General features: G+C 43.0%; 14 protein-coding genes. 8 read left to right on the top strand and 6 right to left on the bottom strand.

All coding sequences use genetic code 11. The features are described 5' to 3' along the window. Window positions 1-86: 86 nt before the first annotated feature. Window positions 87-803 carry a hypothetical protein gene (locus tag MST18_RS16685; RefSeq protein ID WP_180116117.1) on the bottom strand — a complete coding sequence of 239 codons (717 nt, stop codon included), beginning with the start codon at window positions 801-803 and terminating at the stop codon, window positions 87-89. Window positions 804-1,066: 263 nt separating this feature from the next. On the opposite strand from MST18_RS16685, the gene MST18_RS14580 reads away from it, so the two are divergent. After that, window positions 1,067-2,155, top strand: a complete 1,089-nt coding sequence (locus MST18_RS14580; protein WP_078193159.1) for a DNA/RNA non-specific endonuclease — start codon at window positions 1,067-1,069, stop codon at window positions 2,153-2,155. 117 nt (window positions 2,156-2,272) lie between these two features. Continuing rightward, window positions 2,273-2,521, top strand: coding sequence for a hypothetical protein (locus MST18_RS14575; protein WP_111884516.1), 249 nt, complete (start codon window positions 2,273-2,275; stop codon window positions 2,519-2,521). Between the two features lie 99 nt (window positions 2,522-2,620). Here the strand turns inward: MST18_RS14575 and aqpZ are convergent, their stop codons facing one another. Beyond that, entirely contained in the window at window positions 2,621-3,307 is a 687-nt protein-coding gene (gene aqpZ / locus MST18_RS14570) for an aquaporin Z (RefSeq protein WP_180132780.1), read from the bottom strand. Window positions 3,308-3,472: 165 nt separating this feature from the next. Then, window positions 3,473-4,483 (bottom strand): AraC family transcriptional regulator, encoded by a 1,011-nt coding sequence (locus MST18_RS14565; RefSeq protein WP_180132779.1) that lies wholly within the window; start codon window positions 4,481-4,483, stop codon window positions 3,473-3,475. A 111-nt stretch (window positions 4,484-4,594) separates the two neighbouring features. Here MST18_RS14565 and MST18_RS14560 point away from each other — a divergent pair, with 111 nt between their 5' ends. Then, window positions 4,595-5,215, top strand: coding sequence for a hypothetical protein (locus tag MST18_RS14560; protein WP_180132778.1), 621 nt, complete (start codon window positions 4,595-4,597; stop codon window positions 5,213-5,215). Window positions 5,216-5,590: 375 nt separating this feature from the next. Here the strand turns inward: MST18_RS14560 and hisF are convergent, their stop codons facing one another. Continuing rightward, on the bottom strand, window positions 5,591-6,352 hold the full coding sequence (hisF, locus tag MST18_RS14555; RefSeq protein WP_320109244.1) for an imidazole glycerol phosphate synthase subunit HisF: 762 nt from the start codon (window positions 6,350-6,352) through the stop codon (window positions 5,591-5,593). A gap of 110 nt (window positions 6,353-6,462) precedes the next feature. On the opposite strand from hisF, the gene MST18_RS14550 reads away from it, so the two are divergent. From MST18_RS14550 to MST18_RS14540, 3 genes are read left to right on the top strand one after another with little or no spacing between them, the layout of a single operon-like run. Next, the gene (locus tag MST18_RS14550) at window positions 6,463-7,413 is read left to right on the top strand and encodes a homoserine kinase (protein WP_111884520.1); all 951 of its coding nucleotides are present in this window, start codon (window positions 6,463-6,465) and stop codon (window positions 7,411-7,413) included. Between the two features lie 27 nt (window positions 7,414-7,440). Continuing rightward, complete coding sequence (locus MST18_RS14545; RefSeq protein ID WP_180132777.1) at window positions 7,441-8,067, top strand: DUF1294 domain-containing protein; 627 nt, start codon at window positions 7,441-7,443, stop codon at window positions 8,065-8,067. A 38-nt stretch (window positions 8,068-8,105) separates the two neighbouring features. Then, on the top strand, window positions 8,106-8,498 hold the full coding sequence (locus MST18_RS14540; RefSeq protein WP_180132776.1) for a hypothetical protein: 393 nt from the start codon (window positions 8,106-8,108) through the stop codon (window positions 8,496-8,498). Window positions 8,499-8,846: 348 nt separating this feature from the next. Here MST18_RS14540 and MST18_RS14535 read toward each other — a convergent pair whose 3' ends face one another. After that, window positions 8,847-9,206, bottom strand: a complete 360-nt coding sequence (locus MST18_RS14535; protein ID WP_168378991.1) for a helix-turn-helix domain-containing protein — start codon at window positions 9,204-9,206, stop codon at window positions 8,847-8,849. Between the two features lie 96 nt (window positions 9,207-9,302). On the opposite strand from MST18_RS14535, the gene MST18_RS14530 reads away from it, so the two are divergent. Then, window positions 9,303-10,634 carry an APC family permease gene (locus tag MST18_RS14530; RefSeq protein WP_180050676.1) on the top strand — a complete coding sequence of 444 codons (1,332 nt, stop codon included), beginning with the start codon at window positions 9,303-9,305 and terminating at the stop codon, window positions 10,632-10,634. Window positions 10,635-10,694: 60 nt separating this feature from the next. Then, the gene (locus MST18_RS14525) at window positions 10,695-12,104 is read left to right on the top strand and encodes an FAD-binding oxidoreductase (RefSeq protein WP_180132775.1); all 1,410 of its coding nucleotides are present in this window, start codon (window positions 10,695-10,697) and stop codon (window positions 12,102-12,104) included. Between the two features lie 66 nt (window positions 12,105-12,170). Here MST18_RS14525 and MST18_RS14520 read toward each other — a convergent pair whose 3' ends face one another. Then, complete coding sequence (locus MST18_RS14520) at window positions 12,171-13,085, bottom strand: DMT family transporter (protein ID WP_180132774.1); 915 nt, start codon at window positions 13,083-13,085, stop codon at window positions 12,171-12,173. Window positions 13,086-13,123 lie beyond the last annotated feature (38 nt).

Raw genomic sequence — 13,123 nt, 5'->3', positions numbered from 1 at the left:
ATTCTGTTGCTTTTTCCTGGGAGGAGTATGCGAGCAAAACAACAGAATGAAGATGTTGCGTTATTTCATCCTTGAAAATACGCTGATTAGTTGATTGTCGCGTCTACATCTGCAGAGGCTTCAGGCGCAGCTTGGATGGCTTCGTCAGCAACAGGTGCTTCTGGGTTGGCTTGAATTGATGCATCTGCAGGATTTGCACTTTGAGTTTCAGGTGCTGCCATAAAAGCATCTTGTTGTGCTTGAGGAGCTTCAGGCAATGCAGCCGATGCGCTATCGGCATTCACTGGCGCTTCTGCAGAAGAGGCAATGACGGGTGCAGCATTGGCATCCGTTGCTACGGCTTCAGGTGCTTGCTGTGCTGTTTCCACAGGTGCTTCAGTTATAACGGCTTCAGGTGTATTGGCCACTGCTGTTTGTTCAGTTGGAACGGACTGCTCTGTAGGTGCAGCAGCTACACTTTGTTGTTCATTTGCGAGTGCATTTTCCGCTTCAGTCACGGCTTGTTCAGCATTTGCAGGGACTGCAGGGGCATTCGGATCGATTTGGTTTGCCTGAGCTTGTTCAGGGTTTAAGGGCTGTTCTGTTGCAGCGGCATTGACTTGTCCGGCAGGAGCTTCAACCAATTGAACTTGGCCACTTGAAACTAAGTCCTGAATGGAACCAGGTTGACCATTCACGGTGGTCACAATTTTGACTTTAGATAAGCTTTCTAATGTATCACCGGGTTGAATCGGCGGCTCTGCAAATGCTGCTGCGCTCATTAAACCTGAAATTAAACCTAAACCTAAAATTTTAGAATGCATAATCACTCCGTATATTTTTATCGCAATTTTTCGTATTTTTACCTTGTCATAATTCTTGAGGCGAATTCAATGAAACATACGCAACTGCTTCATGACCTCCTATAAAGAACTGCACAACTGCGACATAAAGTTACATCAACTGCTGCTTTGTTAAACAATATTTGTGTGATTGTTAAGCAAATTAAAAAAGAAAAGTGTACTAAAATTTGCACCCTTGCTAAGCTGCGGAAAAATAGTCCTTTTAGAAGTCATTGTTGTAAGTCATGGTCAAAAAGAAACGCAATTCAGCAAATCCGCTTTCACAGTTATTTGGGCAAAATGGCATAAAAGTGCTGTTGGGTCTGGTGGCAACAGGAAGCTTTGCTATTGCTTTCGGGCAAGAAAAAATTCAACAACTTGTTTCTATGAGCAGCACTTCAAATAGCGCCTGTTTGGACCAATTTTATCGTGAAGTGCCACCTTATTTGGTCCGTGAAAGCCTACATAAAAACAGTTTTCCACTGTGTTTTAATGGCTTTAATGTCATGTATTCAGGGATATCCAAGACACCGCTTTGGGTTGCAGAAGCATTAACCCCCGCACGCCTGAGTCAAAAAATTCCGCGTGAAGATAACTTTCATGAAGAGACTCGCGTGCCGTCTGAATATCGGGCTTTGCTTTCAGACTATAAATCTTCAGGCTATGACCGTGGACACATGGCGCCAAATGCCGATATGCCCAATAAAGCTGCGCAGTTAGACAGTTTTTCTTTGGCCAATATGGTGCCGCAAGCTCCCAAAAATAATCAGCAAGTGTGGCGTGAGTTAGAAGAAGCCACACGGGCGATAGTGACCAAACAAAAGCAAGATGTCTATGTGGTAACGGGGCCGGTATATAGTGCGAAAAAATTAAAAACCATCGGACAAGGGGTCATCGTGCCGACCGCTACTTATAAGGCGATCTATTTGCCGAAAAAAGGTGTTGCAGGCGTGTACTATGCAGACAATACCTTGCGTGATACGGCACCGACAGTCAAAGTCATGAGTATTTGTGCGCTAGAAGAACTGACTGGAATTAATTTCTTTCCAGAATTAACCGAAGACCAAAAGCGTAATACCTACCGTTTGCCACTCAAAGCCACCCAAGTCAAAGCAAATCAAGACATCGCTTATTTGCATTGGGATGCTGAAAGCCAGTGTGCTGCAGATGTCGCAGAAGACAAGATTTTAAGTTTGCAAAAAGAGTTTAAATCGAGTGGTGGTTCTGTGGGAGAGACATCCATGGCAAGCAGTGAAAATGACAACAATCAAGATGCCTTGGTCAAACAATTGATTGAAGAAATTTTGCAATATCTGCTACAGATTTTGAAATAATCGAGCAGCTAATAGCGCTGAACTGCGAGTGATGAAGAGGATCATTGCTTGCAGTTGAAATCTTTTTCACGTATTTCTATTGCTGCATCACTACAACAAAAAAGAAGGATATCCAACATGTTTAAAGCATTTGAAAATGACACAGCGTCGCATGCAATTCATGACTTAACACTAGAAAATGGCCAAGATCGAATTAATATTTATGGCAACTTACAGGTGACGAAAGACCAAGCAGGTTTAGCTGCAGCGAAAGCTTTACAGGCATTTTTCAATGATGTGGTGACCACGCTTGAGGCAGAAACCAACTTAGCTGAAAAAATAGTGCAGGGCGGTGATGAAAACGAAGTGGAAAATCCATTTCTTTAATGCTGTTTCATCGGCCGTCGAAGGAAGCACTGCTCAATTCGGGATGAATGAAAAAAAAAGCTCACAGGTGGTGAGCTTTTTTATGGTGTCTTCTTCTATTTATGCGTCTTGTGCCATCAGTTTATAGATGACAGCACCAATCACCGCGCCAATGATTGGGGCTACCCAAAATAGCCAAACTTGTGACAGCGCAGCAGTTTCAGCAAAGAATGCCACACCCATACTACGCGCTGGGTTGACCGAAGTATTGGTGACGGGAATGCTGATGAGATGGATCAATGTGAGCGCAAGACCGATCGCAATTGGGGCAAAGCCAGCAGGGGAGCGTTTATCTGTTGCTCCCATGATCACAATCAGGAAGCCAGCCGTCAGCACAATTTCAATAACTAACGCTGAGAGCATAGAGTATTTGCCCGGAGATAATTCACCATACCCATTGGTGGCAAAACCGCCGACGCCGGTAAATCCGGCCTGACCTTGCACAATGATGAATAGAATAAATGCGGCGAGGGTTGCACCCAGCAATTGAGAAATAATATAGGGAGCCAGTTCTTTCGCTTCAAAACGACCGCCAGCCCACAATCCGATACTCACGGCAGGGTTAAAATGTCCCCCTGAGATATGACCCAGCGCATAAGCAGCCGTTAATACGGTTAGACCGAAGGCCAGTGCCACGCCAGCGAAGCCAATGCCAAGTTCAGGAAAGGCTGCAGCCAAGACCGCACTACCACAACCACCAAAGACCAGCCAAAAGGTACCGATCAGTTCTGCTAAATATTTATTCATTTAAAACTCCATTTGTTTTTGTCATTTGGAATAGATTTTCAATCTTTCACTCAGCATGAGTGCAATCTAGTTGTGAAGTGTTGTTTTATTCATTTATTGAATATGCATAGATTTAATGGATTTTGCTGAAAATCACAACATTAAAATGATAACTGTGTCACATTTTTAATTTGCTGCTTCAATTTGCGATAAGCGCCATTGCTGTGGGGTTAAGTTTCGCCATTGTTTAAACGCACGTTGAAACGCACTCTGTTCTGAATAACCCAGCAGTAACGCAATTTCTTGCAAACTTAAATGCGGGTCTCTTAAAAATTCTTCAGCCATCATGCAGCGGACTTCCTGCATACGTTGCTGATAGGTGCTGCCTTGTTGTTGTAAATGGCGTTGTAATTGTCGGACGGAAAGATTGAGTTGCGTAGCGACATGTTCAATTTGGAACTGATTTTTTTGCAAACCCATTAAGATGGCTTGCTGTAAGCGTTGGTCGATTTGCGTGGTATTCGGCAGTTTTTCTAATAAAGACTGTGCCTGTTGCATTAACAGTTTTTGTAAGGTCTGATCGCCTTGGGAAAAAGGGCGAGACAGTTCTTGAATGGGAACAATAACCTTCGACTTTTCTTGGGAAAAACGAACTTTGCAGCGAAAATATTGTTCATACTGAGCGACATTTTTCGGTGCAGGATTATGAAAATGCACTTCGTGTAAATTGATATCTTCAAAACGCATAAATAATTTTAGAAACTGCAGCATTAACGCAATCGCAATTTCATCGGTCAATTGATTGGCCATATTCATGGGTAAATCATTCCAACCGATGGAGAAAAAATCATTTTGAATATCAATCAGCAATGGACTGCCATCGAAGATTAAGCGATGAAAATCATGGTAGCGGAGCAGCGCTTCGCCCAAGTTTTCACAGGACAGGGCAATATACGCAATAATGCCAATATGTTTGGGTTGCACATGTTCAGCAATTTCTAAACCCAGCGCCGGCTTTTGGATCTTTTGATCTAAATCCATCAATAAATCACGCCAAATGGCATAATCAAAACGCTCTAAGTTTTTAACTTTATTCAATTTTTCAGGAATAGCAATGCCTTGAGCTTGGTGATAAGCATAGAGCAAATGGCCCAGTCCTCCATAGACCGATCCTGTATAGTCCTTGAGTTGTTGCATATTTTTTTAATTCTAAATTTTGTCGTGTTTTGTCAATAATATTAAAAAAAACGGTCAATATCTAGCCCTTTTCATTACCTATAGTGGAGCTAAGAAAAGGAGATATTGGTCATGTTAAAAGGTTTTATTGCAGGGTTGGTCGTCGCCAATGCCTTTGAATGGTTCGCGCATAAATATGTTTTGCATGGGACACATCGGTCAGGCAAGCCACGTTTTAGTCCAGTACCGAAAAGCATGAAATCACATTGGGAACATCATCGTGAAGTTCGAAAAACAGATTTTCATGATCATGGCTATGTTGAAGGTGTACAGAACTGGCGCACTAAAAATGAAATATTGTCACTGGTGGCAGTTTCAGCCGTATTTGTCCCGCTGTTTTATCCTATTTCCAAAGGAATGAGTTTGTCGGTACTGTATTGTGCAGGGAATTATTATTATATCCATCGTCGCGCACATCTTGAGCCAGAGTGGGCGATGAAAAAGATTCCATGGCACTATGACCACCATATGAACTCAAATCAGGATGCCAACTGGTGTGTGACTAAGCCGTGGTTTGATTATATTTTAGGAACTCGGGTGATCTCCTCGGCGAAATTACAGGAACAGAATCCACTGGGTGTGCTACTACCGACAGCGATTGCCAAGCCAATGTCACACTGGGTGAATCGGGTATTTCCTGCAAAGTGGGTCGCTGAGCGTGAAAAGCCAGTTGCACTGCTTGAAACGGTCTAATATGAATGCACTGTGCGTTTTGACAACAAGCGTTGCCATTCAATTGAATTGTCGCAATTTGTCAATAAATTATGAATCTACTGTCAATCAAATGCAGTACAAATGCCCTATATTTAAATCATCAAAAGGCTTGTACACGACGAGTTGATTGATGAAGTTGCTATGTATATTTTTTCATTTGTTTTAAGTATCAGACCAAGTGCTGTAGTTTTTCTTGGTTTATAGGAGCCGACAAGGCTCCTTTTTTTATGTCTATAGTAAATGAATTTTATGGACGATGCTCTGCTACAACGTCAATGACGTGACATCAAAGCAACAAGGCAAAAAAAAGAGCGAATCATCGCTCTTCTTCAATCTTCATTGAAAATGAATCAATTAAAGACGCATTTCAATGCCTTGTTCTGCTAGATATTTTTTCGCTTCAGGAATGGTGTGTTGACCAAAGTGGAAAATAGAGGCTGCAAGCACCGCATCTGCACCGCCTTTTAAAATGCCATCGGCCAAATGTTGGAGATTACCGACACCACCAGAAGCAATGGTTGGAATGGTGACACGGTCATTGATGTTACGCATGAGTTCAATGTCATAACCGGCTTTGGTTCCATCGGCATCCATCGAGGTGATAAGTAATTCACCTGCACCGAAGTCCGCCATTTTTACTGCCCATTCGATGGCATCGATACCGGTTTCTTTACGACCACCGTGGGTGAAAATTTCCCATTTATTATCGCCGGTTTTTTTCGCATCAATAGCAACCACAATACACTGTGCGCCAAAACGCTGAGAGGCTTCTTGTACAAATTCAGGGTTATAAATAGCCGCAGAGTTAATCGAAACTTTGTCCGCACCCGCATTTAATAACAGGCGGATATCTTCTACTTTACGCACGCCACCACCGACTGTTAATGGCACAAATACAGACTCAGCCATACGCTCTACCGTACGGTAAGTGGTATCACGACCATTTGAGGTTGCGGTAATGTCTAAGAAGGTAATTTCGTCCGCACCTTGTTCGTTATAACGGCGTGCAACTTCAACTGGATCGCCTGCATCACGAATATCAAGAAATTGAACACCTTTCACTACACGACCGTTGTCCACGTCGAGGCAAGGAATAATACGTTTAGCAAGCATAATTTTTTCCAAAAATAACAGCCGATTATGAAACTTCGCGACTTAGATGCTACACCTTAGTAGTCGGAGCGGTTATTCTATCAAAAATATGTAAGTTTTTTCGCAGGTTTTCTATGTCGGTTTATACCACTTTGACTTTAAAGGAAGTTCAGGATTTTGCAGCACCTTATGGACTGGAGGTGATTGACCTGATTCCGATTCAAGGCGGTATTCAAAATACCAACTATTTTATTGTTTGCGAAAATGGCACGCAGTATGTATTAACCGTTTTTGAAGAGATGGACGAGCAAGGTGCAGGGGAGCTGGTTCCTGTACTCGAACACTTGGGGCAGGCTGGTCTAGCTGTGCCTGTACCACTGAATCATTCAGGTAAAGCGATTCATAGCTTAAAGGATAAACCTGCACAGATTGCGCCACGCATGCAAGGTCAACATCCCATGCCTGCGAGCTTAGCGCAAGCAGAAGCGATTGCTGTAGCCCAAGCGAAAATGCATGTGGCTTTACAAGATTTCCCTTTGGAACGTGCAGAATATCGTGATCATGCTTATTGGTTACAAGTTTCACGTGATATTCGTCCAACATTAAATGAAGCAGATACCACGTTACTTAACAATCTGTTGGGCTTATATGACATCTTAACGGCGATGTATCCAGACCGTCCTACCGGTTTTATTCATTCTGATCTGTTCCGTGACAATACTCTATTTGAAGGCGATCAACTCAACGGCATTTTAGACTTTTATGAGTTAAATAAAGACGAACTCTTGTTTGATATTGCTATTACTTTAAATGACTTTTGTACTGAATATCCGGATGTACATTTGAATGAAGACAAAGCGATTGCCTTTTTAAATGCCTATGAAAGCGTGCGTCCATTAACCGCAGATGAAAAATCATGCCTAGAGTTATATTTGGCGATGGCGGCGGGTCGCTTCTGGATGATGCGTTTACAAGTGGCACAGAAAAATGCTGCAGAAGGCCGTACAGGCGATGATATTTTGCAGAAAAACCCTGCTGAAATGCGTAATATGCTGATTGAACGATTAAAATTCGTCACAGCATAAATTTTAAAAACAACGAGAGGGAAAAGCATGCGTGATCAAGGACGCTTAGTAGAATGGTTTGATGATAAGGGCTACGGCTTCATTCAACCGAACGATAGCACCAAAGATCGCGTATTTTTGCACATTAAAGACTTTTCCCGTCCCGGCCCACGACCAATCGTGGGTTGCGCGTTGGATTATGCTGTGATCTTAGACGAACGCGGACGCTTTCGTGCGCAGCAAGTGCATTATTTAAAAGCCTCACAAACCAAAGCTGCACAACGCCCCAATAAAAAAAATGTGGTGCAGATGCCGCGTCAGGCAGAGCCGATGAAAATCTTGTGCATCATGTATATCCTCGCCTTGGCGGGTTTGTCTGTGGCGGGTTTACTCAGTGGCATGGTGCTGCTTTTTGTGAGTATTATCAATGTCCTGACCTATTGGTTCTATGCGCAGGATAAAGAAGCTGCGCAAATGGGGAACCGACGCGTGCCAGAAAATACACTGCATCTTTTATCTTTTTTAGGTGGGTGGCCTGCGGCATGGCTGGCTCAGCAACGTTTGCGGCATAAAACACAAAAACAACCGTTTCGAAAAATATATTTCTGTACCATAGCCTTTAACATATTACTGATTTTATGGCTAATTTCCCCATTTAATATCCTGACTATTTAGGTGGAACGATCCGCAAAATCATCATGACGGAGAGCGAAATGAATTATTCCATTGATAAAGATCCAAACCGCCTGCTCACGATTATTCTGTATATTCTTTATATTGTGGCGATTTTTTCTGCCGGCTTGCTTGCGATCCTCGCGTTGATTATTAATTACGTCAAACGCAGTGATGTCCGAGGCACGATTTTTGAAAGCCATTTCACTTGGCAGATTCGCACGTTTTGGTGGTATTTCATTTGGAACATCATTGCTTTCGTGCCTTTTATTTTTCTGTTCTTTACCGGCAATAATGCCAATGCTTTTGCAGGTGTAGCACTGGGAGCGAGTACCTTCTGCGTCACGGTAATCGGACTGTCTTGGTTATGGATTGTGTACCGCGCGATTAAAGGTTTAATCCGTGTCAATGACAACCGACCGATGTATGAGTGAATACAGCAGCATAATGACAAGCGACCCATGGGTCGCTTTTATTTTTTCGTTTGACCATTCGATAGGCGGCATCAAAAAAAATGCTCTTTTATAAAGCATTTGCACATAAAAGTGCTTAACTTTGGTTATTTAAGCAAAATTGACTATACATATTTAAGAAATATAACTTACATTTTTAATAAAATAACTTTGCTTATTTAATTTTATTAATTTACATATTTATTTTTATTATTATACATTTTTAATAATACAAATTTACGTTTTTACTAAAATAACTATACATTAATGTATAGTTATTTATTTAAATTATTTTCTGAATTTTTATTTAACATTACAGCAGTTTAGGTATTAGCTATAGAATCGACCACGGCGACGGCGCATACCTAAAACGTGTATTGCGCGTACCAATACCGCATACGAAACAGGATAGCTAAATCGCTGTTCAAATAATGGAACCAGATCACTTATATTTTTAAATTTTGTATTTTTTACAAATACTTGAAATTCATTCCAGTCGCGAATGTGGCCCGGTGCACCACGGTTTTTTGCAGCTTTTGGGAGCAAACTTCCGGTCTCTTCCTCCAGGCGAATCCAAGCATCCAAGGTGACTCGAGAGATGTTAAACTCTTTGCAAACAGCCACTTTGTAATCAGTTTTTTTATACATCAGAATGGCTAATTTTCTAGTTTCTAAATCATACTTTGGCATTTTTTGAATCATCATTAAAATAATGAATGAATATTATATGGCATGTTGATTGCAAAAGAACCTGTAACGCAAATAAATATAGTTCAGGTGACGTGCATGGAAACTTCAGCGTCTGTTTTAAAAAAAATGTCTTTATGGCAAGTGGTGATTATTGGTGTCGCATATATGACGCCAATGGTTGTGTTTGATACTTTTGGCATTGTGTCCGGTATTACAGATGGCCGTGTGCCGCTGGCCTATATTTTGGCTTTATTTGCCATGCTCCTCACCGCATTTAGTTATGCGCGTTTTAGTAAGCATTCGGATAAACCGGGTTCTGCTTATACCTACACTGCAGAATCTTGCGGGCCTCAAACTGGCTTTTTTGTCGGTTGGTGTTCTTTACTGGATTACATCATGCTGCCATTGGTCAATGCGCTTTTGGCAAGTATTTATTTAGAAGCAGTGATTCCAAGCGTGCCGTACTGGGCATGGGTGATTTTGTTTACTAGCTTAGTCACGCTCATCAACTGCTTCCGTATCAATATTTTGGCCAATTTAAGCATGATCTTTGTCTGTGCGCCTGTACTGCTGATGGGCTTTTTTATCTATCTCGTCATTAAAGGTATAGGGAGTGAGCAAGGTTATGCGCATGTCTTGACGCTCGCGCCGCTATTTAATGGTGATACGTCAATTTTGCCACTTATCGCAGGGGCTTCAATCCTGTGCTTTAGCTTCTTAGGTTTTGATGCGGTGACGACCATGTCACATGAAACCAAAGACCCGAAACGCACAATTCCTCGAGCGGTTATCCTAACCACGCTTACGGGCGGTGTGATTTTTATTACAGCATCCTGGTTTGTGCAATTGTATTTTCCAACCAATGTCCGTTTTAACAACCCAGATGAAGCGCTCCCTGAGATCGTCCTGTACGTGGGTGGGGCGCTATTTCAATCAGTATTTTTATGCGCCCAAATTATGAATACATTTGCTTCTGGGCTTGCCACGCATGCCAGCGCATCACGCCTAATTCATATTATGGGACGAGACGGCATTTTTCATAAAGGCACATTTGGTCAAGTGCATAGCAAGTTAGGCACACCTTTATATGCAGTATTGCTGATCGGTCTGATTTCATTGGCAGCCATTCGTTTAGATTTAGCTACAGTGGTGAGCATGATTAGCTTTGGTGCCCTCATTGCCTTTACCGCCGTGAACTTCTCCGTGTTTATGAAGTTTTATGTACGTGATGGTCAACGTCATGGTCTTAAAAATATCTGCCTGAACATGCTGCTGCCGCTACTTTCAGTGGCAGCGATTATGTGCCTTTGGGTGAGCCTAGAACACAACGCCTTGGTTTGCGGAGGTATTTGGCTGGCAGTGGGCGTCGTATTGTTCGCTTATAAAAAGTTAAGAAAACAAAATATTGTGATTGGCAATGCGTATTAAGAGGCTGAAGCCTCTATAGCGATCAAACAGAATTGAATTGATAAATAGGAATGTAAAAAAATGAATACAAAGCCAAAATTTGTAGACGATGTTGAATATAAAAACAGTGTAAATGTGCAAAGCGGTAAGGAGTGGAACTGGGTCAATCCTGCTCGCGGCAGTTTTGATTTTCCAGCCAATTATTATGAAAGCTCACTGCAAGAATGGCAGGCTTTTGATGCCCTTAATGCGGATGTTGAGTGTGATGTGGTGGTGATCGGCGGCGGCTTGTTGGGCACATCTACGGCACTGCATTTGGCGGAACAGGGTGTGGACACGGTGCTGGTGGAAAAAAACCGTATTGGCAGTGCTGCATCGGGGCGTAATGGTGGACAGCTAACTCCTGGGTTGGCGCGTTGGGAAGCGGGGGAAATGATTGAACACTTTAGTTATGAGGATGCTAAACGTTTATGGCACTTCACTTCGACTGAGGCCATGTCTTTAATTGACCAAATTGCGCAGAACTATGATTTAGATCTACAACGCAAACATCAGCACATTACCGCAGCCGTACACCCAGGGCATTTGGTGGGTTTAACTGAAGGTGCAGATGCGCGTAAATATTTGGGTGAAGACCATACCCAGATTATGGGCAAGAACGAGTTGTTTGAGCATGTGAAATCGGAAAATTATTATGGCGGTTTACTCGATACTCTCGGCGGGCATATTCATCCCTTGGCATTAAACCGTGGCCTTGCTTATGGTTTTAGCCAGCAAGGTGGCAAAATCTATGAGCAAACCGAAGTGCTGTCGGTGGATGAGCGTGAAGATGGGATTTACGTGACAACCACTGGCGGTGTGATTAAAGCACGTAAGAGCGCCGTGATTGGGGTCCATCATGCCTCATTTAAACTGCTGCAAAGCCATAATCAAACCACCATTCCATTTTATACTTATGTGTGTACCACAGCGCCCTTAGAGCTCGATCTTGCTGAAATTCTGCCGAGTGATGCGCCTGTGTACGATACGCAGTTTCAAATTGATTATTATCGCGGTGTATCTAAAAACCGTTTGCTATTTGGCGGTGAAGGGACGGGCTCTTGCTGGACGCCTGAAAAAACCCATGATTATTTACTGAGCCGAATCAAGCATGTGTTCCCGCAATTGACACAGGTTGAGCTGGACTTTGTTTGGAGTGGCACCACAGATTTAACCATGAATGGCGCAGCCGATAGCCGTAAGTCCGATGGGAAATATCCGATTTATGCGGTACAAGGCTGGAGCGGTCATGGCGTGGCGCAAACCGTGCGTATAGGCAAAGCCATTGCCGATGATTTTTGTGGCAATGCCGATGACTTTAAAATGCTCACCAGTATTCAGCATCAGGACATTTTGTTTGGTCGCGCACTTGCACCAATGGTGATTCCAATGGCGAAAACCGCTTATGGGCTGGGGGCAATGGTCAATCCGGGCAAGATGGTGTCCTTCTAAATTTAAGTCTTTTTTATGAAGGATATCGCTTAAAAGAGCCCTCATTATTGAGGGCGCTTTTGCGTGTTAAGGCATTTCTTCTGTAATTTTGTCTTTATTTTTCTTTAAGAATTTCGGCCGCCATTCACTCACAATCACACCGAGAACCACGCAAAGCCCGCCAATAAGGGCGAGCGGTGTTAAGCGTTCACCCGCAAGTCGCCCAATGATTGCGGCCCAAACCGGTTCACCTGCATAGATGATTGCCGCCTGTGCAGGATCAACCATACGCTGCGCCCAGTTCATCACCAGTTGAATCACGGCGCTGGCCAGCCCCAATCCGCACAGTACAGCGATTAATGGCCATTCAAATTTGGGCAATGTGGTTTCACCTACCATTGAAGCAAAGCAAAAACAGAACAGTGAGGCAAATGCCAATTGTAGAACCGTCACTCTGCGTAGATTGACGCGGGGTGCAAAATAACTGATCAAGATAATTTCAAAGGCAATGGCAATCGACCCGAGCAGCGTAATGATTTGTCCAAAGTTGAGCTGAATGGCGCCAAAACCATTACCAGTTAAAAAGACCAAACCAACAAAAGCCAAACACACACCTAGCCATGTCATCACATGCGGTTTATGCCGAAAACACAGCCACATAAAAATCGGCACCAGCGGCACATACAATGCAGTTAAAAAAGCCGATTCACTGCTGCTGATGCTTTGCAGGCCGATTGTTTGCGTCGCATAGCCGATCGCAATCACCGCGCCGATACTTGCGCCCGCAATGACATCATATTGAGAAAAGTGTCTAAGATATTTGAGTGATAAAAGACTCACAGCCAGTGTTGCTGCGGCAAAACGTAGACCGACAAACAGAACGGGACTGCTAAAATTTAAACCGTATTGCACGGTGATAAAACTGGCGCCCCAAATCATGGTAATCAGGATGAGTGCGAGCTGCGGAAACTTGGCTTTCCAAGCAGATTGTACGGTTGGCATGTGTATTTGATTGTTCGAAGAGGAGAAATAAAAAAGAG

This window comes from Acinetobacter sp. YH12068_T (assembly GCF_024606005.1).
GTDB classification, from domain to species: domain Bacteria; phylum Pseudomonadota; class Gammaproteobacteria; order Pseudomonadales; family Moraxellaceae; genus Acinetobacter; species Acinetobacter amyesii.
This window is presented reverse-complemented; position numbering and strand designations above follow the sequence as displayed.